The organism is Marinimicrobium agarilyticum DSM 16975 (assembly GCF_000423345.1).
In the GTDB taxonomy this organism is placed as follows: domain Bacteria; phylum Pseudomonadota; class Gammaproteobacteria; order Pseudomonadales; family Cellvibrionaceae; genus Marinimicrobium; species Marinimicrobium agarilyticum.
Genome location: NZ_AUHU01000015.1, coordinates 18,503 through 41,933, shown reverse-complemented (window position 1 = coordinate 41,933; position 23,431 = coordinate 18,503). Strand labels below are relative to the sequence as shown.

General features: G+C 60.7%; 21 protein-coding genes. 14 read left to right on the top strand and 7 right to left on the bottom strand.

Features of this window, described 5'->3' with window-relative positions:
• Positions 1 to 5: 5 nt before the first annotated feature.
• The 5 genes from G547_RS0114360 to G547_RS0114340 all read left to right on the top strand — a co-directional run bounded on the left by G547_RS0114360 (position 6) and on the right by G547_RS0114340 (position 9,051).
• The gene (locus G547_RS0114360; RefSeq protein ID WP_027330452.1) at positions 6 to 6,245 is read left to right on the top strand and encodes an Hpt domain-containing protein; all 6,240 of its coding nucleotides are present in this window, start codon (positions 6 to 8) and stop codon (positions 6,243 to 6,245) included.
• A 2-nt stretch (positions 6,246 to 6,247) separates the two neighbouring features.
• The gene (locus G547_RS21625) at positions 6,248 to 7,213 is read left to right on the top strand and encodes a chemotaxis protein CheB (protein ID WP_245573490.1); all 966 of its coding nucleotides are present in this window, start codon (positions 6,248 to 6,250) and stop codon (positions 7,211 to 7,213) included.
• Positions 7,191 to 7,679, top strand: a complete 489-nt coding sequence (locus G547_RS0114350; RefSeq protein WP_051235515.1) for a chemotaxis protein CheW — start codon at positions 7,191 to 7,193, stop codon at positions 7,677 to 7,679. The genes G547_RS21625 and G547_RS0114350 overlap by 23 nt, the downstream gene beginning before the upstream one ends.
• 37 nt (positions 7,680 to 7,716) lie before the next feature.
• Complete coding sequence (locus G547_RS0114345; protein ID WP_027330450.1) at positions 7,717 to 8,331, top strand: hypothetical protein; 615 nt, start codon at positions 7,717 to 7,719, stop codon at positions 8,329 to 8,331.
• A gap of 72 nt (positions 8,332 to 8,403) precedes the next feature.
• A complete protein-coding gene (locus G547_RS0114340; RefSeq protein WP_211224570.1) occupies positions 8,404 to 9,051 on the top strand; it encodes a hypothetical protein in 648 nt (215 codons plus the stop codon).
• Here the strand turns inward: G547_RS0114340 and G547_RS0114335 are convergent.
• Positions 9,048 to 9,776 carry a 16S rRNA (uracil(1498)-N(3))-methyltransferase gene (locus tag G547_RS0114335; protein WP_027330448.1) on the bottom strand — a complete coding sequence of 243 codons (729 nt, stop codon included), beginning with the start codon at positions 9,774 to 9,776 and terminating at the stop codon, positions 9,048 to 9,050. The genes G547_RS0114340 and G547_RS0114335 overlap by 4 nt on opposite strands.
• Before the next feature lie 127 nt (positions 9,777 to 9,903).
• On the opposite strand from G547_RS0114335, the gene hisB reads away from it, so the two are divergent.
• From hisB to hisF, 4 genes are all read left to right on the top strand, one after another.
• Positions 9,904 to 10,497, top strand: coding sequence for an imidazoleglycerol-phosphate dehydratase HisB (gene hisB, locus G547_RS0114330; RefSeq protein WP_027330447.1), 594 nt, complete (start codon positions 9,904 to 9,906; stop codon positions 10,495 to 10,497).
• Between the two features lie 4 nt (positions 10,498 to 10,501).
• Entirely contained in the window at positions 10,502 to 11,152 is a 651-nt protein-coding gene (hisH, locus tag G547_RS0114325) for an imidazole glycerol phosphate synthase subunit HisH (protein ID WP_027330446.1), read from the top strand.
• Positions 11,153 to 11,280: 128 nt separating this feature from the next.
• A complete protein-coding gene (gene hisA / locus G547_RS0114320; RefSeq protein WP_027330445.1) occupies positions 11,281 to 12,015 on the top strand; it encodes a 1-(5-phosphoribosyl)-5-[(5-phosphoribosylamino)methylideneamino]imidazole-4-carboxamide isomerase in 735 nt (244 codons plus the stop codon).
• A 368-nt stretch (positions 12,016 to 12,383) separates the two neighbouring features.
• Positions 12,384 to 13,154, top strand: a complete 771-nt coding sequence (gene hisF / locus G547_RS0114315) for an imidazole glycerol phosphate synthase subunit HisF (RefSeq protein ID WP_027330444.1) — start codon at positions 12,384 to 12,386, stop codon at positions 13,152 to 13,154.
• Positions 13,155 to 13,224: 70 nt separating this feature from the next.
• On the opposite strand, the gene G547_RS0114310 is transcribed toward hisF, so the two are convergent.
• The 5 genes from G547_RS0114310 to gpmI form a co-directional block, all read right to left on the bottom strand.
• Positions 13,225 to 13,446, bottom strand: coding sequence for a DUF6316 family protein (locus tag G547_RS0114310; protein ID WP_027330443.1), 222 nt, complete (start codon positions 13,444 to 13,446; stop codon positions 13,225 to 13,227).
• A 166-nt stretch (positions 13,447 to 13,612) separates the two neighbouring features.
• A complete protein-coding gene (locus G547_RS21620; RefSeq protein WP_051235514.1) occupies positions 13,613 to 14,512 on the bottom strand; it encodes a divergent polysaccharide deacetylase family protein in 900 nt (299 codons plus the stop codon).
• A gap of 4 nt (positions 14,513 to 14,516) precedes the next feature.
• A complete protein-coding gene (locus G547_RS21615; RefSeq protein WP_084646047.1) occupies positions 14,517 to 15,941 on the bottom strand; it encodes a S41 family peptidase in 1,425 nt (474 codons plus the stop codon).
• A gap of 104 nt (positions 15,942 to 16,045) precedes the next feature.
• Positions 16,046 to 17,206, bottom strand: a complete 1,161-nt coding sequence (locus tag G547_RS0114295; protein WP_027330442.1) for a murein hydrolase activator EnvC family protein — start codon at positions 17,204 to 17,206, stop codon at positions 16,046 to 16,048.
• A 64-nt stretch (positions 17,207 to 17,270) separates the two neighbouring features.
• Complete coding sequence (gpmI, locus tag G547_RS0114290) at positions 17,271 to 18,821, bottom strand: 2,3-bisphosphoglycerate-independent phosphoglycerate mutase (RefSeq protein ID WP_027330441.1); 1,551 nt, start codon at positions 18,819 to 18,821, stop codon at positions 17,271 to 17,273.
• Positions 18,822 to 19,090: 269 nt separating this feature from the next.
• Between gpmI and G547_RS0114285 the strand changes: the two genes are divergently transcribed.
• The 3 genes from G547_RS0114285 (at position 19,091) to secB (ending at position 20,349) form a co-directional block, all read left to right on the top strand.
• Positions 19,091 to 19,504 carry a rhodanese-like domain-containing protein gene (locus G547_RS0114285; protein ID WP_027330440.1) on the top strand — a complete coding sequence of 138 codons (414 nt, stop codon included), beginning with the start codon at positions 19,091 to 19,093 and terminating at the stop codon, positions 19,502 to 19,504.
• Between the two features lie 17 nt (positions 19,505 to 19,521).
• Entirely contained in the window at positions 19,522 to 19,773 is a 252-nt protein-coding gene (grxC, locus tag G547_RS0114280) for a glutaredoxin 3 (protein WP_027330439.1), read from the top strand.
• Between the two features lie 66 nt (positions 19,774 to 19,839).
• Positions 19,840 to 20,349, top strand: a complete 510-nt coding sequence (gene secB, locus G547_RS0114275) for a protein-export chaperone SecB (RefSeq protein ID WP_027330438.1) — start codon at positions 19,840 to 19,842, stop codon at positions 20,347 to 20,349.
• Here secB and G547_RS0114270 read toward each other — a convergent pair.
• Positions 20,346 to 21,506: a flagella assembly protein FlgT middle domain-containing protein gene (locus G547_RS0114270; RefSeq protein WP_027330437.1), complete on the bottom strand. Its 1,161-nt coding sequence runs from the start codon at positions 21,504 to 21,506 to the stop codon at positions 20,346 to 20,348. The two genes, secB and G547_RS0114270, sit on opposite strands and share 4 nt — an antisense overlap.
• 148 nt (positions 21,507 to 21,654) lie before the next feature.
• On the opposite strand from G547_RS0114270, the gene G547_RS21610 reads away from it, so the two are divergent.
• Together G547_RS21610 and G547_RS0114260 are read left to right on the top strand one after the other, a co-directional pair.
• On the top strand, positions 21,655 to 22,071 hold the full coding sequence (locus G547_RS21610) for a hypothetical protein (RefSeq protein WP_157209893.1): 417 nt from the start codon (positions 21,655 to 21,657) through the stop codon (positions 22,069 to 22,071).
• Positions 22,072 to 22,147: 76 nt separating this feature from the next.
• A complete protein-coding gene (locus G547_RS0114260; protein ID WP_036188849.1) occupies positions 22,148 to 23,347 on the top strand; it encodes a class I SAM-dependent rRNA methyltransferase in 1,200 nt (399 codons plus the stop codon).
• The last annotated feature ends 84 nt before the right edge of the window (positions 23,348 to 23,431 follow it).

The following is a 23,431-nucleotide window of genomic DNA, read 5'->3' as shown; positions in this document are numbered from 1 at the left end:
TCCGCATGACAGACAGCCGTAACTTTGCTGCCTTGGACTGGGTGATTCACGAAATCATCGACACTCTGAAAGAGGCGCGCGACGCACTGGAATCCTATGTGGAGAACCCCAGGGATGAGGCGCGTCTGCGTTTTTGCCTGACCCATATCCATCAGGTGCGCGGCAGCTTACAGATGGTGGAGTTCTACGGCGCCGCCATGATGGCCGAGGAGATGGAAAATCTCGCCCAGGCCATGATCAACGACAGCGTCGCCAATACCGCTGAGGCCCAGGAAGTGCTGATGCGGGCGATCCTGCAATTCCCGGTCTATCTGGAAAAAGTCAAAACCTCCCGGCGCGATAACCCCATTATTGTGTTACCGCTGCTCAACGACCTGCGCGCCGTGCGCGGTGAAAGTCTGCTCACTGAGACTAAACTGTTCAGCCCCTATCTGGCGCCTGCCCGGCAGGTCAGCGGTGAGCGACTGCCGTTGTTAAACAACAGTGACCAGTTCAAAGACACCGTGCGCAAGTTGCGGCAAATGTACCAGTACGCCGCGGCCGCCTTTATTCGTGGGGTCAATCCCGACGAGAACCTGGCCTATCTGAAAAAAGCCTTTGAGCGGCTGCACAAACTGACTCGTGGTACGGCACGGCAGTCCCTGTGGCACATCTGTCTGGCATTGGCGGAAGCGCTGGAAATGGACGCTATCGAGTCCAGTGTTTCCATCAAGAACCTGTTGCGCCAGCTCGACCGCGAACTCAAAGATATGGTCGTCCACGGCGTCAAATCTCTGGATGTTCCCGCGGACGATCAACTGCTGAAAAACCTGCTCTACTACGTCGCGCGCTCTGGCAAACACTCCCCCGGTTTCGCAGGCGACTCCCATCTGCAGGCGGTGTACGACCGTTACGAGCTCGAGCGCGCGCTCCCGGAGGGGCGCGAGAGTGGGGAAGATGGCGACGATGCCCAGAACCTGCTGTCGGCGCCGGATGCCGAGGCAATGAACTCGGTGGTTACCGCGCTCAAGGGCGAATTGGACGTGGTCAAGGAGGCGCTCGACCTCTCCCTCTCCGGCACCGACCGTAAACAGGTTCTGGAAGAGGCGCTGCCTGTGATCAAGCGGGTGGCGGATACCATGGCGGTACTCGGCATCGGTGACTTGCGCAAGCAGGTGCTGGAGCAGGGCGCCGCAATTGAATTGATGGTCAGCTCCGACAGTGAAATGAGTGACGATGAACTCATGTCACTCGCCGGTCGAGTACTCGATATTGAAAACGGGCTGGACACGCTGGTCGCCACGGCCGGTCGCAGCGCCGACGGCACTCAGGCGCCGGCTGACCTTAACCTGACCCGGGCGCAAGAGTCGGTGTTGCGCGAGTCGCGCAGCGGGCTGGAGCAGGCCAAAGACGCCATTGTGGAATATATTGCCTCCCAGTGGGATCGCAGCCATCTGCAGCCCGTCCCAGGCACCCTGCGGGAAATTCGCGGCGGCCTGGAAATGATCCCGCTCAGCCGACCGGCTCGAATTATCGGCGCCTGCGCGCGCTACGTGGAAGAGCAGTTGCTGGAAGGAGAAGTAACCCCCGAATGGTCCCGTCTGGATACGCTTGCGGACGCGATCACCAGCGTTGAGTATTATCTGGAGCGGTTCAACAGCGAACACGCGGAAGAGAACGAACTGTTGCTGGGCGTGGCCGAAGAGAGCGTTTCGCAGCTTGGCTATGCGGTGGCGCCCTCCCAGGTGCTCCGAAAAAGCGCTGAAGCAGCGGCCCAAGAGAATTTGGAAAGCCAAACGGAAGACCCGACCGAAAGTGACCTGGTGGCTGACCTGCAGGCCGGTGACGATGCCGAACTGAGCGCTGCCTATGAGTCGGCATTGAGTGGCTCGGAAGAAAGCGCTGAGGAACTGTTTGAAACCGCGGAGTCGGAGACCCCTGCGGAAGAATCAGAACCGTTTGAGGCAGACTCCGTCGAGGCAGAAGCGCCCGAGACAGACGCCCGCGAAAACGATTATTCGGTTGATGCGCTGGCCGCCGAAGTGGCAGCGGCTGATGCCGAAGATCAGAATCAACCCACCCCTGCGCCGGTGTCCGAGCCTGAACAACCTGAGGCGAGCGCCGAAGAGGATGAAGACGAAATCGATGAGGAGATTCTGGAAATCTTCATCGAGGAGGCCGGCGAAGTCACCGAGGCCATCAACGAATACTTCCCGCGTTGGGCTCAGGATTTTGCCGATCAGGAGTCTCTGACCGAGTTCCGTCGCGCCTTCCACACCCTGAAGGGTAGTGGCCGCATGGTTGGTGCCTCTGACATTGGTGAACTGGCCTGGTCCATCGAAAACATGCTCAACCGGGTCCTCGACGGCACGGTAACCCCCAGCGAACGCCATGTCGCGGTGATCGAAAAAGTTCGCGGCCTATTGCCCGATATGATCGAGGCGTTCCGCACTCAGTCATCCAACCCCCACCCCGATGTCACGGCGCGCTGCGAGTCTTACGCCAACGCCCTTTCCAAGGGGCAGGAACCGGGACTCTCGCTCGATCAGGCTGAGGCGTCGGAGTCCGCCCCCGCTTTGGATGAGGGGGCCGAGTCTCAGCCCGAACGCCCGCCGGTGGCAGAGGTAGAAGAAGGCTATGACGGCGAAGAGGATGACCGCGATACCCAATTGTGGGAAATCTTCGGTGTCGAGGCGCTGACGCACCTGCAGGTGGTCGACCACTATATCCGGGAAATGGAAGAGGCAGCACCGCTTTACACGCCGCCGAGCGACGCCACCCAACGAGCGTTGCACACGCTCAAGGGCAGTGCGCACATGGCCAGCATCACGCCCATCGCCGAGCTGGCCACGCCGCTTGAGCGGTTTGTCAAAGAGCTGCGTACCTATCAGGTCGATATCAACGACGATATTCTGCAGCTGCTTCGCGATGCCGTTGACTACACCACCCATGCCCTGGCGGATATCGAGCAGGGACACTCGGTGGAAATTCCCAAGCTGGGACAGTTCCAGGCGCGCGTTGCCGAATTGCGGGAAATTTTCGTGGCTCCCCTGGCGCGTCAACAGGAAGCCGAATCCAAAGGTCAAAAGGCCATCGACCCAGAGCTTCTCGCCATCTTCATGGCTGAGGAAATGAATCTGCTGCTGGATGCCGATGACATTCTCAGGCAGTGGCGTCAGGAGCCGGAAAACCTCGATCCGCTCAAGCCCCTGCGGGAAGAGCTGGCAACGCTGACCAACGGCGCCCGGCACGCCAATTTGCCGCCGATGGCGGAACTGGGCGACAAACTCTATCGCGTCTACGGCGGCGTCATGAGCGGCCAACTGGTTTGTGATGACAGCTTATGCCAGCATCTGGAAGACGCCCACATGGCGCTGCTCGATTTGGTGGACGCCGTTGCCGTGGGGCAAAACCTGGAGCCCGCTCCCGAGGCCGTTCAGGCCCCGCTCGATCGTATGCTGAGAGAGCTGGAAGACGCCTCATCGGCTGAAGGCGACCGCGAACAGTCCGACCTTGCCACGGCATCAAACGAATCCGAATCCTACGCCAACTGGCCTTCTTCCGACGCTTCGGACAGCGCCGACGCTGAAAACGACGACGGCTCGGAGCCGAACAACGAACACTCGGCACTTTTGACCGAGTCAGAGCCTTCAGCGGAATCAGAGCCCTCAGCGGAGTTTGAAAAAAAGCCCTCAGCGGAGTTTGACGAAGAGTCCTCAGCGGAGTTTGAAGAAGAGCCTACAGCGGAATTTGAGCACGAGCCCTCAGCGGAGCCCGAACAAGCACCTTCGGAGGCTCATGAAGACGCTTCCGTCGAGCAACAGAGTGAGCCCGCACCGCCCGCGCCCTCGGCCAGCGATGAAGATGACGAAATCGATGAAGAGATCGTCGAAATCTTCCTAGAAGAAGCCGACGACCTGATGGAAGACATCGATCGGGCGCTGACCGAATGGCAGGAAGACTGGAGCAACCCGGAGCTGCCCGAAGACCTGAAGCGGACCCTTCACACCCTCAAAGGTGGGGCCCGCCTGGCAGGCATTACGGACGTCGGCGATCTGGCGCACGATTTCGAAACGCTGTTGATCGGCATGCGCGAGCGCGACACCATTGACCGGGCCTTCTTCCAGCGCCTGACGGATTTCCAGGACAAAATCCACGCGGGCATAGCGCGTGTCCAGGCCCGGGAGCTGGGTGAAGCCCCGAGTTCTGAACCTGAGAGCCCCGCCTCGCGCCCGAGCGAAGTGGCACCGGCACCGGTGGCGCGCGACCCGGAAACCGGCAATGTCGTCCCCTTTACACCGAAGCCCAAGCCGGGTTCTACCGCCACCACCGCGCCAGCCCCCCATACCGGTGGAGCCGTCAGCGCGACGGGCGGTGGTGGTGGCAAAGGCGCCCAGGTGCAACACTTGGCGGCGCGTCGAAGCGGCCCACAGGAGGTGGTGCGAGTTTCGGCCGAACTTCTGGAAGAGCTGGTCAACCTCGCCGGGGAAACCTCCATTACTCGTGGGCGAATCGAAGAACAGGTCGGCGACCTGGGTATGGCCATCGACGAAATGGATTCCACGATTGTCCGCTTGCAGGAGCAGCTGCGCCGACTGGATATCGAAACGGAAGCCCAGGTCATTTTCCGCCAGGAGCAGATGGAAGCGCACGAGGAATTCGACCCGCTGGAAATGGACCGTTACTCCCAGTTGCAGCAGCTCTCCCGCTCCCTGATGGAGTCTGCTTCGGACCTCCTGGACCTGAAAAACACGCTGTCGGATAAAAACCGCGACACCGAAACCCTGTTGCTTCAACAGTCCCGTATCAACACCGACCTACAGGAAGGCCTGATGCGCTCGCGCATGGTGCCCTTTTCACGGTTGGTGCCGCGTCTGCGCCGCATTGTGCGCCAAGCGGCCACTGAGCTGGGCAAAGAGGTTGACTTCGAGCTGGACAACGTCGAGGGCGAACTGGACCGTTCGGTTCTGGAGCGCATGGTAGCGCCGCTGGAGCACATGCTGCGCAACGCTGTCGACCACGGCATTGAAGCGCCAGACGAGCGCGAGGCCGCCGGCAAAGCGCGGACCGGCCGGGTGATGCTGAGCCTGGCCCGCGAGGGTGGCGAAGTCATGTTGCGCCTGGCCGATGACGGTCGGGGGATCAACCTGGACCGGGTACGCGCCAAGGCTATCGAACGTGGCCTGATGAAAGACGATGCCCAATTGAGTGACCGGGACATCATGCAGTTCATCCTTCACGCGGGCTTCAGCACCGCCGACAAGGTGACTCAGATTTCCGGCCGTGGTGTCGGGATGGACGTGGTCCACTCCGAAATCAAACAGCTCGGCGGCTCCATGTTCATCAACTCCGAAAGCGGAAGCGGCTCGGAGTTTATTGTCCGCCTGCCGTTTACGGTGTCGGTCAACCGCGCTCTGATGATCCAGATCGGTGATGACTACTATGCGGTGCCGTTGAACACCATTGAGGGTATTGTGCGGGTCAGCCCCTTTGAGCTGGAGCACTATTACTCCGATGAACAGGCGCGCTTCGAATACGCCGGTGAGCAGTATCAGGTGCGCTATCTCGGGGCCATGCTCGACAGCGATGCCCGCCCGAAACTGGATGGTCAGACGTTGCCACTGCCGGTCGTACTGGTACGTAGCGCCGAGCACACCGTGGCCCTGCAGGTGGACCGGTTGCTGGGCAGTAGTGAAATTGTGGTGAAAACCCTTGGGGTCCAATTCAGCACCGTCTCCGGCGTCTCCGGCGCCACCGTCATGGGTGACGGTAGCGTCGTGGTGATTCTGGACCCACACGCCCTCATGCGGGAGAAACTCGCACTCGGTATGCCCAACGCGACGTTGCTCGAGCCGACAGAGCCGACCCAAAGCCGCGAGGACGATGCCGAGAAAGTCGTGATGGTAGTGGATGACTCGGTCACGGTACGCAAGGTGACCGGTCGCTTCCTGGAGCGCGAAGGTTTCCGGGTGATTACCGCCAAAGACGGCGCCGAGGCACTGTTGACGCTTCAGGATCACATTCCGGATGTCATGCTTCTGGATATTGAGATGCCCCGCATGGATGGCTTCGAGGTGGCGAGCAACATGCGTAGCAGTTCGCGCCTGAAAGATATCCCGATCATCATGATTACCTCCCGCACCGGGGAAAAACACCGGGAGCGAGCGTTCAATATCGGTGTGGACAAATATATGGGCAAACCCTATCAGGAAGAGTTGTTGCTCAATAATATTCACGAGCTGCTGGAAAAAGCGCGGGCCAATTGACCGTGGCTACCGTGCGGATTGGCCTGTTGGTGGACAGCCCGCTCAAATGCCAATACCTGGCGATGAGCGCACGGGAAGCCGGACATGAATTGGCGGCCGCCCTGTTGTTGAGTGAGTGCACCGCAGAAGATCTGGCGCCGGAACGGGCAGATGCCTGGGTGGTTGATGTGGCGCTCGATCCGGACGCTGAACCCCCGGGGCCGGTGCAGGCCCTGCTGGAGCAGAGCGAAGCGCCGCTGATTGTCAGCGACAGCAGTGAATACCACCCCGGCAGCGAAGCTCATACTGCCTGGCTGAAGCGGACGCTGGCCAAATTGCGCCAGCTGGTCGGAGACATTAACCTGCAGAGCGTCCCACGAGCCAATCAGCTTTGGGTATTGGCCGCCTCCACCGGTGGGCCCTCGGCAGTGAAAGCGTTCGTGGAGGCGTTACCCCCCGGGCTGGGCATAGCGTTCATTTACGCTCAGCACATTGATACCGGCTACACCGGTACACTGGTCAAGATGTTGGGTCAGAGCCATTATCCGGCGGCCCTGGCCAGTGACGGCGCCGTCATCCAGGCGAACCGGGTCCTGATCGTGACCGCCTGCCACCGGGTGGACTTACTGGAAAACGGCACCCTGGCCATGCCCGGCGGTGCCTGGAACGGACCCTACGCCCCCTCCGTGGATCAGTTGGTGGCCAACGCCGCCCGGGTCTACGGGGCGCGGCTGGGGCTGATTGTATTTACCGGGATGGGCGATGATGGTGCCGCCGCCAGCCGCATGGTGCGCCAGCGCGGCGGTCGGGTCTGGGCCCAAAGGCCCGATGACTGCACCAGCTCGTCCATGCCCGAGGCGGCCCTGGCGACCGGGGCTGTCACCGAAACCGGAACGCCCGTCGAACTGGCGGAGCGGCTGAGCGCGTTGTATCGCGCCTCGACGTCGATTGAGGAAACTGGAACCTATGAAAGCCCCGCAGCTCACTGACACTTCCGAAATCCGCGAAGTCGCCAGCCTGTTGATCCCCATGGAGCAGCAGCTGCTGCTGGTGCCCAACGTATCGGTGGCCGAAATCGTCCCGATGGGGCAGGTCGATAATGTCAGCGGCGCTCCCGACTGGTATTTGGGGGATTATCACTGGCGCGATTTGACCATTCCTCTGGCCTCATTCGAGTGCCTCAACGGCGGCCCCCGCCCGACGCCGGGGAACTTTGCGCGGGTGGCAGTGTTCAATACCACCGGTGTGAGCGAGCATATCCACTTTGTCGCGCTGCTCGCTCAAGGCCTGCCTCGCCTGGCCCGCGTCACGCCCGAGGAGCTGCGTGTGCGCGAGGCCGAGCCGGAGAACCCGTTCGAGTTGATGCGGGTCAGTTGGGCCGGGGAGGAGGCTGTGATTCCGGATGTGCCGGGTATCGAGCAGCGCGTGCTGGATTATCTGAAAACCCGGGTCTGACATCGATCGTCGGGCCCCGACAACAATGAGTAGGACTATGAAAACTTTCACTGTCTCGGCGGTTGCCTTGGCCCTCAGTGCCCTATTGTTGACCGCCTGCGGAGCGGAGCGTGAAGAGCCGTTCAACCCGCCGGAGGAAGATGACGAAGTTCGAGAGGCGGTAGCTGCCCCTTTTTTCGACGGCTGGAATTATGACCTCAGAGGTGGTGCCTGGCCTAGCACTGACACGGCTACCGGGAAAAGACTTGAAGTGATCACCAATGTCTATGACTTTGATCTTCTGGTCAGTTTTTACGGAGACCCTATTGAGGCTCCTAACTTCGAGGAGCGCACACTTTTGTTGTACGACAGTGGCTGGACCGATAACGGAAGCTGTAAGCAACAAATATTGCTGGATCGTGTCGAGGCGTTCCAAATCACTGAAGACGATGATGAAACCGTCGTAGAAGTCGTCCTGACCTACGACCGCGAAGTGCCCGATGACAGCGCCGTCTGTGAAGAGGACCAGGAGTATCGGCTGGTGGAGCTTTACTCGATCAACACCACTGGCGAAATCATCATTACCGAACAGATTCAGGGGCTCAATGACGACAACGCAAGCTCCAGCTCCCGTCGTTCCTCTTCAAGTAGCAGCAATAGCAGTAGTCTGTAGGTACGGCCGGTTGTGAGGGCTTTAGGTAGCCCTTAGTCAACATGGCGCGCTGAATCTCAAAAGGAGGTGGCTTTGCTAGAAGCGATATCGGCCATCAGCAGCATGGTGATGGCCGCCGTCTGGGTAATCTACTTTCAATTCTTCTACTTCCAGTACCGCCGGGGCAATCGCCCGTATCTGGTGGTGCACCACGCTCAGAATGAAAGTCCGGAATCGCTCTGTATGCTGGTCAATATGAGCGCGGAGCCGGTGCATATTCAGGTGGTACAGGTGGTGGTGAAGGACCGTTCCGGCGGCGAAAGAGTACTGACGGTCACCGATTATGAGCGGGTGTTGGAAAGCCGACAGCCTCTCCAGCACTCTCTGCGTCAGGGTCCGCTGTGTCCGGGCGAATACCTGATGCTGGGTTCCTTTCGCAGCATTATCCTCGGCCAAAAGAGTGAGGATGAAGAGTCGGTAAACCGATTGCGCGAAGTGGAAAGCCTGGAAATACGGGTAGCGGTTATTCACGGCCCCAGTCCCTTTCCCGTGGGGGCCAGACGCGTTTTTGCCGTACACCAGAATGAAGGCACCCGCATCGTCCCCTACAATGTGTTCACCGAGCAGTTGACCCGCCGGCGTAATCTTTCCACCGTGCGAAAGTGGCTGGAGCAGGAGTTGCACCCCGAAAATCCAGGCGGCACCGAGTCGGATACGTCCGAGCAGAGTGCTGACCGCTAACGCCAGTCCCCCCAAAGGTATTGCGCGAGACTGATGGCGGCCACCGGTGCGGTTTCGGTGCGCATGACTCGCGGCCCGAGGGTCAAGGGTTCACAGCCCCCCTCGCGGGCGCGCTCGATTTCCGGTTCCGAGAGCCCGCCTTCGGGCCCCACCAGCAACGACACCTGCATCAGAGGTTCGGATTCGGGCAGACCACGGCTGTCACGGTGGTGCAGCACAAACCGCCGCTGGCCTTTGCTGTGCTCGAGCCATTCGTCCAGACTCATGGGTGAGGCCAGGTTGGGCAGTCGGTTGCGCTGACACTGCTCGCAGGCGCTGATGATCACCTGGCGCCAGTGCCCCATTTTCTTCTCCAGTCGCTCCCCTTTGAGCTTGACCTCCGTGCGCTCGGTAAACAGCGGGGTAATTCGGTGCACCCCGAGTTCGGTGGCCTTCTGCATCACCCAATCCATGCGCTCGCCCCGGGACAGGCCAATGGCCAGCTCCAGGTCCAGCGGCGATTCCCGGTCGGCGTCGTCAAATTGCTCAAGTGTGACGGTAACCGCCTTTTTGCCCACTTCAGTAATGGTGGCCTGATATTCGCCGCCTTCGCCGTTAAACAGGAGGAGCTCGCGCCCTGGATTCATCCGCAGTACCTTGGCCAGATGGCGCGAGGGCGCCTCCTCAAGCGTCACGGTGTCTCCTGAACCCAATGGCTGGTCGGTAAAAACGCGGGGAACGCGCATGAGTGGGACTCCTCGGGCAAAAGGTGTCAGTTTAGCAAAGTTGATCGGCGTCATAGCCATGACATGGGGAGGGCTCTGGCGGTATAATCGCGCCTTTGCTCTTCGCCTCGGCTCCTGGAGACCCTTCATGGCCAACCGCCGCGCTCAAGTCAACCGCGACACCCTGGAAACCAAGATCAGCGTCAGCCTCGACCTCGATGGTGAGGGAAAAGGGGTTTTCGACACTGGGGTGCCGTTTCTGGAACACATGATGGACCAGATCGCCCGCCACGGCATGATCGACCTGGATGTGACCTGCGATGGGGACACCCATATCGATGATCACCACACCGTGGAAGACATCGGCATCACCATCGGCCAGGCCATTGCCAAAGCTGTCGGTGATAAAAAGGGTATTCGCCGCTATGGCCACGCTTACGTGCCGCTCGATGAAGCGCTCTCCCGGGTGGTGATCGACTTTTCCGGCCGCCCGGGGCTGATGATGGACATTCCCTTTACCCAGAAACGCATTGGCAAGTTCGACACCGAGTTGTTCTCGGAGTTTTTCCACGGGTTCGTGAACCACGCCCAGGTGACCCTGCACATCGACAACCTGCGCGGCCACAACGCTCATCACCAGATCGAGACGGTGTTCAAAGCGTTCGGTCGTGCCCTGCGTATGGCCCTGGAAGAGGACCCGCGTATGGCGGGTGTCATGCCCTCCACCAAAGGCAGTCTGTAGCGTTATGAGTAGTCAGCAAATTGCCGTGATCGACTACGGCATGGGCAACCTGCACTCGGTGGCCAGTGCGCTCGAACATGTGGCGCCGCAAGCCCAGGTTCTGGTGACCAGCGACCCGGCCCAGGTCAGTGCCGCCGACCGGGTGCTATTCCCGGGAGTGGGCGCCATCCGCGACTGCATGGCGGAAATCAAACGGCTGAAGTTCGATACTCTGCTGCGCGAACAGGTGGCTTCGGGCAAACCGGTGCTGGGCGTCTGTGTCGGCATGCAGGCACTGATGGAAAGCAGTGAGGAGAATGACGGTGTCGACTGCATTGGTCTCTTGCCGGGCACCGTGCGGTTTTTCGGCAAGGACCTGCGCGACGAAGCGGGTCAGAAGCTCAAAGTACCCCACATGGGCTGGAACCAGGTGCACCACACCCATCACCCGCTCTGGGCCGATATCGAACAGGACGCGCGCTTTTATTTTGTGCACAGCTTCTACGTGGAAGCTGGCAACCCCGAACAGGTGGCCGGCACCTGTGAATACGGCAAAACCTTTTCCGCGGCGCTGACGCAGGACAATCTGTTCGCTGTGCAGTTCCACCCGGAAAAAAGTCATACGGCCGGGCTGCAGTTATTGCGCAATTTTGTGGGTTGGAGCGGTAAGCCGTAAAGCGTGGCTACGGCGGATGCGCCGTGAAGCCGCTGCGCTCGGCCCCTACATAACGCTCCGTAGGGCGGATAAGCGAAGCGCATCCGCCACCCAAACTCGACTTCTTTAAAGACTGGACTGACAACCGAATGCTGATTATCCCCGCCATTGATTTAAAAGACGGCCAATGCGTGCGTTTGCGCCAGGGCCTGATGGATGACTCCACGGTATTTTCCGACGACCCTGTCGCCATGGCCAAACGCTGGGTAGACGCCGGCTGCCGTCGCCTGCACCTGGTGGATCTGAACGGCGCCTTTGAGGGCAAACCGGTTAACGGCGAAGTCGTGACCGCGATCGCCAAAGCCTATCCAAACCTGCCGATTCAGATCGGCGGTGGTATCCGCAGCGCGGAAACCATTGAGCATTACCTCGAGGCCGGTGTGCAGTATGTGATCATCGGTACCAAGGCGGTGAAGCAGCCTGAGTTTGTCACGCAGATGTGTCAGCGCTTTCCGGGCCACATTATTGTGGGGCTGGACGCAAAGGACGGCCTGGTGGCGACGGACGGCTGGGCTGAAGTGTCCGAGGTGAAGGCGACGGATCTGGCGAAGCGTTTTGAGAAGGATGGCGTGAGCGCGATTGTGTACACGGACATTGCCCGCGACGGTATGATGCAGGGGGTGAATGTGGAGCAGACGCTGACGATGGCGCGCGCCTCGAGCATTCCGGTGATTGCGTCGGGCGGCATCACCAATATGGACGACATCAAGGCGCTTCGAAAGGTGTCTGATCAGGGCATTATCGGGGCAATTACCGGGCGGGCCATTTACGAAGGCTCTTTGGATGTAAAAGAAGCCCAAGATTTTTGCGACTCGTTTGCCTAGGTGGGTGCTTCGTAAGGTAGTCCGGGCGGAGGCGGGGTAGACCATTCGGAGACCCGCCGTGAACCCATCCATGGGGGCTTCTCATCGGCATCCATGCCTCAGAGAGTCTCCGAATGGTCTACCCCGCCTCCACCCTCACTGCCATCGTTAAATTTTGTGTATCTGGTCAATTTTCTAAAGACGCTTTGAGTTTCTACAGAGTGCTTAGGGGCGGTTCGGGGCACACCTCTCCAAGACCGTGAGCCGAGGGACTCGCGCTCTCGAGCGTACAGGGATGTATTCACCGCGTGTCTTGGAGAGGTGTGCCCCGAAGCGGCCCGGACTCTACGCCACGATTAGCGATCTAAAAATCTCATCGAAGGTCCGATATGGCTCTAGCAAAACGTATTATTCCCTGTCTCGACGTCGACAACGGCCGTGTGGTCAAAGGCGTACAGTTTGTCGATATTCGCGATGCCGGAGACCCGGTGGAAGTTGCCAAGCGCTACAACGAACAGGGGGCCGATGAAGTCACCTTCCTGGACATCACGGCCAGCCACGAAGGCCGGGACACTACCGTACACACTGTCGAGCGCATGGCCTCGGAAGTGTTCATTCCCCTGACCGTGGGCGGCGGTATTCGCAAGATTGAAGACATCCGCCGAATGCTGAATGCCGGAGCGGACAAGGTGGGTATCAACTCCGCCGCCGTGGCCAACCCCGACTTTGTCAAAGCCGCCGCCGATCGCTTCGGGGCTCAGTGCATTGTGGTCGCCATCGACGCCAAGCAGGTGAACCTTGAGGGCGAGGCGCCGCGGTGGGAGATTTTTACTCATGGCGGGCGCAAGCCCACCGGGATTGATGCCATTGAGTGGGCCGAACGGATGACCGCCAACGGTGCTGGCGAGATTTTGTTGACCAGTATGGATCGCGACGGCACCAGAAACGGGTTTGATCTGAAGCTGACCCGCGCCATCAGTGATGCCGTGTCCGTGCCGGTGATCGCCTCAGGTGGCGTCGGCAATCTTCAGCATCTTGCGGATGGTGTCTTGGAGGGCGGCGCCGATGCGGTGCTGGCGGCCAGTATCTTTCACTTCGGCGAGTACAGCATTCCCGAGGCCAAAGCGTATATGCGAGAACGCGGCATCGAAATGCGCTGACGGGTAACCATCAGGCCTTTCGATGCCGGCGCGGGGAGATGCGTTTCGAGGGTATGGGAGCCGCCCTGATTCAGGCGGCGCGGTAGCTCTCGAGAGCTTCCCGGATCCGGGGTTCAGCGGCACAGATGAAGTCGATAAACTCGCCTACACCGATTTCCGCGTCTTCACGAGAATCAAAAGGACCGATATCGACCCCTTCGCGGGTGCTGTAGTACCAATAGCCGTCTTTTTCCATGAAGCGTCCGCTACGGTTGGGGACGGCACCTTGCTCACCCGATCTGTTTGTGCTCATAGTCGTAAACCTGCTGCATAATGATCGATAGTCCCCGGTCTTACCGTTCGGGGCCGAATTCCCTGATCGTCACGTGGAGGCGGCCGTTACTACTTCCCTGGATGGCGCTGTCTCCACACTATCCTGTCTTTATAGAGCAATCTCCCATTAATAGCAAATGTTGATTTTAGCGAAAGCCCTGGTTGGCCAGAGGCAGGGGGTTGAGCGCTCTGTGAAGCCAGGGTGACTCCGGTGTCGTTTTTTTGGAGTTGGCGGCGGGTTGGCGCCAGAGGCTCATCGGGGGTGCCAGGCAGCTTTGGTATTGGCTCCGGGGCTGGATTTCCGGGCGTTCGAGCAGGGCTGAGACCGGTACCAGGGAAACATTGGCGGCCTCCAGAGCCGGTTGGATCTGCTCCAGCACCGTCAGTGTTTCCGGGTAGGGGTGGCCGATGGCCAGGGCATAGCCCCGATCTCGGGCCAGCTCGATGGCTTTGGCCACTTGCCGGGCGATTTTCTCAATGTCCCGCTCGTTGTCCAGAAACACATCCCGCTTGAGGCTGGGCACTCCATAGTGTCGGGCGGTTTCCCAGGCCTGGCTGTTGGCGGAGGTGCGGCTGTCGATAAAGTACAGGCCCTGGTCCCCCAGACGCTGCATGATCCAGCCCATGGCTCGTGGGCTTTGGGTAAGCAGGCTGCCCATGTGGTTGTTCAGGCCCCGGGCTTCGGGAATGGCCGCCAGGTTGGCATTCAGGGTGGTCATGAAGTCACTGTGGGGCATGGTCCCGCTCAGTGCTCCGGCGTCCAGCGGCAGGCCCCGGATATTACTCATGGGGTTGTGGACGATGATTTCCTTGCCGGCTTGGGCGCCGAGACGCGCCAGGCGGGGGCCGTGGGGCGCGCGGGGAAGAACCGCAAAAGTGAAAGCACCTTCCAGTTGGAGACTGCGCTCGCCCAGAGCGGCATTGTAGCCGATATCGTCAATCACGATGGCCAGTTGGCCCTCGGCGCGGACTCCGGCGCTCAATACCAGAGCGAGAAAAAACAGCCATCGGGCCGGACCCAGACCGACTGTCAGGGTGGCACGCACCGGCTTACTCCGCCGGCGCGGAGCTGCTTTCCGCCGTGCCGCTCTCCGCCGCGTTCTCGGGCATTTGCGGCAGAGGTGCTCTCGCCGCTTGCTGAAGCTGGAAGATGTGCAGCCCTTTGAGCAGGTTCAGGGCTTCGTGTAGCTGGTTGTCCTCGACTGAGCCCTCGTCTTTATCGCGCTCCGCGCGGCTCTGGCTGGTGCTTTCCTCACCGCCGTTGACGTTGCCCAGATGGCCCGACAAGTCCGCTTCGGTGGAGCGCTTGGGCCCGCGAATTGCCGTGACCCGGGCGCGTTCAACTTCGACATCGGGCTCGATGCCCTGGGCCTGGATCGAACGGCCGTTGGGCGTGTAGTACAGCGCCGTGGTCAGCTTTACCGCCCGGGCGTCGCTGATGGGTACGATGGTCTGAACGGAGCCCTTGCCGAAGCTGCGAGTCCCCAGGATCACCGCCCGGCCGTGGTCCTGAAGGGCGCCGGCGACAATTTCCGAGGCGGAGGCGGAACCGTCATTGATCAGTGCCACAATAGGCAGGTCTTCGGCGACTTGGCCGGCATTGGCGTGGTAGCGCATGTCGCTGTTCTCCATGCGCCCTTCGGTGTAGACCACCAGGCCGTCGTTGATAAAGGCATCTGCCACTTCCACTGAGGCCTGAAGAACACCGCCGGGGTTATTGCGCAGATCGAGCACGATGCCGCGAATGTCTTCGTTCTCTTCGCGCAGTTTGTTGAGCGCGTCGACCATTTCCTTGCCGGTATTGACCTGGAACTGGGCGATGCGGATGTAGGCGTAGTGGTCCTCCATCAGGCGCACACGGACACTCTTGACACGCACAATGTCGCGCTTGAGGGTGACTTCAAATGGCTTTTCCATGCCTTCGCGCATGACGGTCAGGGTCAGCTCGCTGCCTTTCGGGCCGCGCATTTTTTCCACCGCTTCGGTCAGCGTCATGCCTTTGACCGGCTGTCCGTCCAGCCGGGTAATCAGGTCCCCGGCCTCGATACCCGCGCGCTTGGCTGGGGTGTCGTCAATCGGGGCAATGACTTTCACAAAGCCGTCTTCCATCCCCACTTCGATACCGATGCCTCCGAACTCACCGGAGGTGTTCTCCTGCAGGTCCTCAAACGATTCTTCGTCCAGATAGGCGGAGTGGGGGTCCAGCTCAGCAATCATGCCCTTGATGGCGTATTCCAACAGTTGGGCATCGGTCAGTTCTTCGACGTAGCTGTTGCGGATGTGGTCGTACACGCGGGTAAAGGTGCGCAGCTCTTCGAGCGGCAGAAGACCCTTTTCGGAATCGGTGGTGGCGGTCGATTGATCGGCCTGGATGTTGGGGCTCTCACTGGAGCCCGCTCCCTGAGCCGTCACCACGGTTGGCAGGGCGGCGAACAGCGCCAATAGTGTGGCACGTTTTAAATCAGCGTACGGCATCCGGTTCTCCTGAAAGCTCACTGAGGGGCCGGTTTGGAACAGTCCCCGGCACCGCCGGGGCGATGATTGTCTGACATTGAGTTTGGCACATAATTCAGCTGAAATCAGGCTTGCGCCAGCCAGGGGGCCGGGTTGGTCGGCTTGCCCCGATGTCGAATTTCGAAATACAGTCCGGCCTGAGTCTGTCCGCCGGTGCTGCCCACTCGGGCAATGGTCTCGCCGGCGCTCACCCACTCGCCGGTTTCCTTGTACAGCGTCTGATTGTGGGCGTAAAGGCTCATGTAGCCCTCGCCGTGATCCACAATCAACAGGAGCCCATGCCCCCGGAAATAGTCGGAAAATACCACGCGGCCATGGTGTACCGCCAGCACCGGGTCACCGGCTGACGCTCCAATCACCATTCCGTTGCGCTTAACCTGTCCGTCGAGCAGTGGGCTGCCAAAGCGATGACGAACCTGTCCCTGGGCTGGCCAGGGGAGTTGGCCCTTGCTTTCGCTGAACGGCACGTCGCTGCCGGGGATCTCCATATCGGCCACCGCGGCGACCATTTCATCCAGCAGTGTCTGCAGGCGTTGGCGGTCCTGCTGGAGGTCGGCCAGTTCCTGGTCGGTGGAGCGGATGCGCTGGTTCAAGGCGACGAGTGTTTCGCGTCGTTCTTCCTGGCGGGCTTTCAAGCGCTCGCGCTGGGCTTCCAGCACCTCCCGGTTACGCTCGAGCTCGGCGGTGGTACGCAGGATTTTCGGCTCAATCCTGTCCAGCTCCGCGAGTGTGGCCAGGTAGCGTTCGATTTTCTCCGTGCGGGCTTCCAGCCAATAGTCGTAGTAACGAAGCAGTCGGGAAACGCGTTGGGGCTCTTCCTGGTTCAGCAGCAGCTTGATCTGACTCTGGCGGCCCAGTTGGTAGGCGGCGCGCACCTGTTCGGCCACGGCGGTCTGCTGTTGCTGGCGGGATTGGTTCAGCTCCCGACGTTCCTGCTTGAGGCTCTGAAGGTCCTGGTTCTGTTCCTTGAGGTCGGATTCAATATTCTGGATTTTATCGAGCAGCTCACCGATGTCGGATTCGGACTCTTCCAGTTTTTCCTTCAGCTCGTCACGGGAGCCCTGAGTTTTCTTCAGTTCCTTTTGAAGTTGTTCAATGGTGCGCTGCAGTTCCTGCATGCGGGCTTCGTAGTCCGCTTGCTGGTCGGCTTGCGCAAACACGGTGCCGGTCAGTGACAGGCCCAGGCACAGCGGGAGCAGCTTTTTATAAAAGTGTCGGGCTCGCACAGTGTCGGTATCCAGTGGCGGGAGAGGGAGCGGTGACGGCCCGCAGGCCGTCACCCGCGATTCTTTACTCGCTGGTCTCGACCAGGTTGCGTCCGGTCATTTCCTTGGGCTGCTCCAGTCCCATCAGGTGGAGCATGGTGGGCGCCAGGTCGGCCAGGGAACCGCCGTCGGCCACTTTAGCTTTGCGGTCGCTCACATAGACCAACGGCACCGGTAGCGTGGAGTGCTGGGTACTGACCTGTCCGGTGTCGGCGTCGTACATCTCTTCGCAGTTCCCGTGGTCGGCCGTCACCAGCGCTTCACCGCCGGCTTTGAGCGTGGCGTCGAGCACACGACCCAGGCACTGGTCCACAGCTTCAACGGCCTTGACCGCCGCCTCGAAAATACCCGAGTGGCCCACCATGTCGCCGTTGGCGTAATTGCAGATGATGGCGTCGTACTTGCCGGACTCGATGGCTTCCACCAACTTGTCGGTCACTTCCGGGGCGCTCATTTCCGGCTGCAGGTCATAGGTCGCCACGTTGGGGGAGGGCACCAGAATGCGGTCTTCGCCTTCGAATTCGGCCTCGGTGCCGCCGTTGAAGAAGAAGGTTACGTGGGCGTATTTCTCGGTCTCCGCAATACGAAGCTGGGTCTTGCCCTGCTTGGCGATGTAGTCACCGAAGGAGTTCACCAGCTCCTGGGGCGGGAAGGCGCAGTTGGCCTTGATGTCGGCCGCGTATTCGGTGGTCATGACAAAATCGGCCAGCTTGGGTTCGCACTGGCGTTTGAAACTGTCAAAGTCCGGTTCGATCATGGCGCGGGTGATCTGGCGCGCCCGGTCGGGGCGGAAGTTCATGAAGATCGCCACGTCGCCATCTTCCATCTTCACCGGGCTCTCGCCCTCGCCGGCAATCACGGTGGCTTTTACGAATTCATCATTCTCGTCGCGCTCGTAGGCCGCAGCCAGCCCCTCGACCGCGGTGGGGGCGGTTTTCTCCGCCGTCCCGCACACCATGGCGTTGTAGGACTGCTCCACCCGGTCCCAGCGGTTGTCGCGGTCCATGGCGAAGTAGCGGCCACAGATGCTCGCCACCCGGCCCACGCCCAGCTCGGCGAACTGCTTTTCGGCTTTCTCCAGGGAGGGCTTGGCGCTGCGCGGCGCAGTGTCGCGGCCGTCCAGGAACGCGTGCAGATAAACTTTCTTGGCGCCGCGCTTGGCGGCGGCATCGATCATGGCGTAAATATGGTTCTGGTGGCTGTGGACGCCGCCTTCGGAGAGCAGGCCCAGAATGTGGACCGCTTTGTCCGCTTCGATGGCCTTGTCGATGGCCGCCGTGTACGCCGGGTTGGTGGCGAACTCGCCGTCTTCAATGGCCTTGTTGATGCGGGTGAAATTCTGGTAGACCACTCGACCGGCGCCGATGGTGGTGTGACCGACCTCGCTGTTCCCCATTTGCCCTTCGGGCAGGCCTACGGCCATGCCGGAGGTGGCGATCAAGTTCTTCGGGCGCTCGCCCCAGAGGCGGTCCCATACGGGGGTGTTGGCGCTGTATACGGCATTGTGCTCGGTGTTGTCCGAGTGTCCAAAGCCGTCCAGGATGATCAGAACGAGGGGTTTCTTGCTGGCGGTCATAGATGCTGTCACTTCTTTGAATCGCTGAATGAAAAAACGAGAGAGTGGGGTTTGTCCGCCCCTGAGGGCGCAAAGGCCCTATTCTAACGCGTTACCGGAGGTAACTCTATGCCTGCGAGGTGCCCACCACGCCTACGGGGCGCCCAACACACCTATGCTCTACGCCAGGCGCTGAGAAATAGACGCCCGATGGTGTATACTGCGGCGCGCTCCGCCCCGGTACTGCGGGGGCGGATGATTCCCTTTCCCAGGTTGAGGACGGCGAACACGTGGAATTTTTTGTATTTCTCAGTCAGCAGTGGCTGCTGGTTGCCACTTTGGCAGCATTGATGCTGGTATACGCTTGGCGCGAACGGATCAAAAACGGTCCTCCGATCCCGGCTCATGAAGTCACGCGCCTGCTGAACAGCGAAGCAGCGGTGCTGCTGGATGTGCGCGAGGCGGCGGACTACAAAGCCGGTCACATTTCCGGTGCCATCAGTCTTCCCCACACCAAGGTGGCGGCGGAAGGTGAGCAGGTGCTTCAACCATACCGCGATAAAATCGTGGTCGTGGCCGACAAGTTCGGTCAGCATGCCGGGGCGGCGGGCCGCACGCTCGGCCAGAAAGGTTTCGACGTCCGCCGCCTGGCCGGTGGCGTGACCGAATGGCAGAACCAGGGCCTGCCCCTGGTGAAATCCTGAGACGCGGGAGCGGTTTCATGGCCAAGGTAGTGATGTACACCACGGCGGTCTGTCCTTTCTGTATCAACGCCAAGCAGTTGCTGCAGAGTAAGGGCGTGACCTATGAGGAGGTCCGGGTTGACCGGAACCCTCAATTGCGGGAAAAGATGATGGCTGACAGCGGCCAGCGGACTGTGCCCCAGATCTGGATCGGCGACACCCACGTGGGTGGCTTCACCGACCTCTGGGCACTGGATAAAAAGGGCAAGCTGGATGAACTGCTGGGCTGAAGCCCTGAGGCAGATCGGCTCCCGATATCGGACTTTAGCGACTCATAAAATACGGTACTTTGACTTATGGCAGACGACAATAATCCCCAAATGAACGGTGCGGACACCACACAGGAGGCCCCCCGTGGCCTTCAGATCAAGCGCATCTACCTGAAGGACCTGTCTTTCGAAACCCCCATGGGCGTGGAAGCGTTCAACCGGGCGTGGAAGCCGAAAATTGACCAGGAGCTGAACGTACAGGTGAACAACCTGGACGAGAGCCACTACGAGGTGGTGCTGCTGATGACCATCACTGCAACCATGGAAGACAAAGTGGTCTTCCTGGTGGAGGTCAAGCAAGCCGGCCTGTTCAATATTCAGGGGCTGGACAAGGCGCAGCTGAGCCAGGTGATCAACACCACCTGCCCGCAGATCCTGTTCCCCTACACCCGTGAAGTGATTGACTCGACCCTGTCGCGCGGGGCCTTCCCGCCCCTGATGCTGCCACCGATCAACTTTGATGCGGTCTTCGCTCAGGCGGTCCAGCAGGTGAAGAAAAAAGGCGAGTCTACCGACGCTCCCGCGACCGACGCCTAATCAGCGTCCGGTGCTTCGCCGGCCTCGCCTGACGCCTCATCAGTCTGGGGGTCGGGCGGGGGCGACGCCTGATGGCTGGCGGTCTCTGAGCCCGGCCCGGGGGTCACCGCCAGGTGCTCCCCATACAGTGCCCAGTCCCCTTCCAGCCTGACTTCACTGGAATGCGCGTAGGCGCGAACCACCGTCAGGGTGGCGCCGCTGGCAAGCCGATGAGCGGTGTACTGCCGGTATTCCCCGGGGACCTGGCGCAGGCTGACCCGATACAGGGGCAGGCGGTCGCCAGCCTCCAGGCCCTGCACTCGTCCGGCCTCCAGCAGCGGAGCCGAGCCCGGTGTGCGGCGGTTCAGTCTCGCCACCAGCGGTTGGCAGCGAATGGCTTCTTCCAGGTGGCTGCTCGCCTCGGTCAGCAATTGCTCGACCTTCTGCCCATAGTCGGTTTCCCAAAAGGCCGGTGTGCCGAACCTCGCCCGCCCCGGATGGTCCGGGTTCCACACGCCCCTCAGGCGGTACTCGTGCCGAAACACCGCATTGCCGGTCACACCGTCCAACAGCTCAAGATGCAGAACAAAATGCCGTTGGCGAGTGTCCCACTCTTCGTTCAAACCGAAGGTGCTGACGGCGGCATTGCGCCCGCGGGTGATCAGGTCCGGGTTCAGCAGGTCTTTGGGGCGGGCCATACCCAGATCCAGCACCGCACCGGCCAGGATCAGCTGCGCCTGGCGCTCCCGCGCCAGTTGCCTGGCCTGTTGAGCGGTCTCCGCCGGGCTTCCCAGGGGCAGGTTGGCGTTGATTGCTTGATGATGGAACAGGGCGCCGCTGTTGGCCAATCGGCCCGCCAGCCATTGCGGAAGCGCCAGCTCCGCACCCTGAAGGCCACCGCCGTTGGCACTGGCGTCCCCCCGGCGGGGAAACGCCATCACCAGCAGGGATTTGCGATACGCGCGGGTATCGACCGGGCATAAGCCCAGTGCTTCAGGGGCAATTTCCGCGCTGGTGGGCTCTGCATCGGGCGCGGTGCTGCTCTGGCGAAAATCCCCTTGGGGGTACTCGCCCAGATGAGGCAGGCTGGGCCCCGCCTGAGCGCTGAACGTCAGCGTCACGGCGGCCAACCAGGCGGCCAGGCGAAACCGGGAGTGTAGGGGCGTGTGTCGATCCACGTTGGAGCTCCGCCAGTGGTCAAGTCAGGGGAAATGTTTTAGGGTTCCGGTAAAGGGTATCGGCGTCGATCATAAAATCTTGAGATACGGGAATAGCATGGAAACTCGCCTCACAAAGAAACGATTCGGACCCGCAAAAGGGCTGATCTTGTTGATCCCTTTACTACTGCTGGCGGCCTGCAGCTCCGGGGGACGGCATTACCACGGCTTTCAGGAGACCCTGTCCATAGAGGTGCTGCCGAACACCAGCAAGTTGTTTACCTACCGCCTGAGTATGCCCGAGTCGATGCGTCGCCCCCTGGTGCAGGTTTATGAATCGCCCAAGGAGGCCGCCCAGCACCGCAGGCGCGAGCCTTTGGGCGAGTCCGCCTATCGGCAACTGAGGGCGGATACCGAACGAGCGGTCCGGGTGACCGGTTATTGCCGTGAGGGCATTCTCGAGCTTGATTATCGCCTGTCCTACGAAGAAATGTGGATGCGCGGTGAGTGCAAAGAGGGCGCTACCGAGAAAGACCGGGAACGCTTTGCCGAGCGCGCTCGCTTGCCCGTTCCCGAGGAAGAATAGCGCTCTGCCGAGCCGCTGACTCGCGTACAATGCCCGACGACCGGCCCGCTAGGGGCCGGCCCGTCAGAATTGGAGAATGTTTGTGTCCTTGCCTCGCCTCGTCCTGAAAAAAAACGCCGACCGTCGCCTCAAACGCGGCCACTTGTGGGTCTACAGCAACGAAGTGGACGTCGCCCAGACGCCGCTGAAAAGCTTTGAAGCGGGGGATCAGGCCCTGATCTGCGCCGACAACGGCAAGAGCCTGGGGGTGGCATTGATCAACCCCAACGGCTTGATCTGCGGGCGCATGATTGGCCGGGACCCGGCTCAGGGGCTGGATCGGTCGTTATTGGTACACCGTATCAATCAGGCGCTTGCCCTGCGCCAACTCTGTTATGAAGAGCCGTTTTATCGATTGATATACGGGGACTCCGATCTGCTGCCGGGGTTGGTTGTCGACCGTTTCGGCGACGATCTGGTCGTGCAGATCGCCAGCGCCGGCATGGAGCGGCAGAAAGAGGCGGTTATCGAAGCGTTGATCCAGTGCCTCAAGCCCAACAGCATCTGGTTGGACAACGATCACGGCGCCCGTGAGCTGGAAGGGCTGCCGAGGTATCGTGAGGCGGCCTTCGGCGAGCCGCCAGCCGCTGTGAGCCTGGTGGAGAACGGCGCGCACTTTGACGTGCCCCTCGGGGCCGGACAGAAAACCGGCTGGTTCTACGACCACCGGGAGAACCGGGCGCACCTGCAGAAACTCTGCCGCGGCAAGCGGGTGCTGGATGTCTTTTCCTACATGGGCGGCTGGGGCGTCGAAGCGGCCTGCGCCGGCGCCGAGTCCGTGGTCTGTGTCGACTCCTCGGAATCCGCGCTCAAGGGCGTGACCGCCAATGCCGAACGCAACTGGGTGAGCGAGAAAGTCAGTACCATTCAGGGCAAAGCCATTGATGTGCTGAAGGCCCTGATTCTGGACGGCGAGACCTTCGACGTTGTGGTACTGGACCCGCCCGCTTTCATCAAACGTCGCAAAGACCAGAAAGCCGGGGAAGCCGCCTACCGACACATCAATGAACTGGCCATTCGCCTGCTGGGCAAGGACGGGCTGTTGGTCTCCGCTTCCTGTTCCATGCATTTGCCGAGAGAGACGCTGGTGGATATCGTCCGCGGCGCCGGCCGACATCTGGACCGCCACGTGCAGATCATCGCCCAGGGCGGGCAGAGTGCCGACCATCCGGTGCACCCGGCCATTCCCGAAACCGACTACCTCAAGGCCGTTTTCGCCCGCGTTTATTTGCCTTGAGTGGGTTGACCGGGACATGATTCTCGAACAACCGTTGTAAGAAAACTCGGGTCACCCCGACTCAGGTACAGTCAACACACCCCC

Excerpts from the sequence above, each read along its gene's own strand:
- gpmI (WP_027330441.1), bottom strand. The coding sequence starts at position 18,821 with ATGACCGCCAGCAAGAAACCCCTCGTTCTGATCATCCTGGACGGCTTT.
- hisA (WP_027330445.1), top strand. The coding sequence starts at position 11,281 with ATGCTGATTATCCCCGCCATTGATTTAAAAGACGGCCAATGCGTGCGT.
- grxC (WP_027330439.1), top strand. The coding sequence starts at position 19,522 with ATGGCCAAGGTAGTGATGTACACCACGGCGGTCTGTCCTTTCTGTATC.
- G547_RS0114310 (WP_027330443.1), bottom strand. The coding sequence starts at position 13,446 with ATGAGCACAAACAGATCGGGTGAGCAAGGTGCCGTCCCCAACCGTAGC.
- G547_RS0114350 (WP_051235515.1), top strand. The coding sequence starts at position 7,191 with ATGAAAGCCCCGCAGCTCACTGACACTTCCGAAATCCGCGAAGTCGCC.
- hisH (WP_027330446.1), top strand. The coding sequence starts at position 10,502 with ATGAGTAGTCAGCAAATTGCCGTGATCGACTACGGCATGGGCAACCTG.
- secB (WP_027330438.1), top strand. The coding sequence starts at position 19,840 with ATGGCAGACGACAATAATCCCCAAATGAACGGTGCGGACACCACACAG.
- G547_RS0114360 (WP_027330452.1), top strand. The coding sequence starts at position 6 with ATGACAGACAGCCGTAACTTTGCTGCCTTGGACTGGGTGATTCACGAA.
- G547_RS21615 (WP_084646047.1), bottom strand. The coding sequence starts at position 15,941 with ATGCCGTACGCTGATTTAAAACGTGCCACACTATTGGCGCTGTTCGCC.
- hisB (WP_027330447.1), top strand. The coding sequence starts at position 9,904 with ATGGCCAACCGCCGCGCTCAAGTCAACCGCGACACCCTGGAAACCAAG.
- G547_RS0114260 (WP_036188849.1), top strand. The coding sequence starts at position 22,148 with ATGTTTGTGTCCTTGCCTCGCCTCGTCCTGAAAAAAAACGCCGACCGT.
- G547_RS0114345 (WP_027330450.1), top strand. The coding sequence starts at position 7,717 with ATGAAAACTTTCACTGTCTCGGCGGTTGCCTTGGCCCTCAGTGCCCTA.
- hisF (WP_027330444.1), top strand. The coding sequence starts at position 12,384 with ATGGCTCTAGCAAAACGTATTATTCCCTGTCTCGACGTCGACAACGGC.
- G547_RS0114335 (WP_027330448.1), bottom strand. The coding sequence starts at position 9,776 with ATGCGCGTTCCCCGCGTTTTTACCGACCAGCCATTGGGTTCAGGAGAC.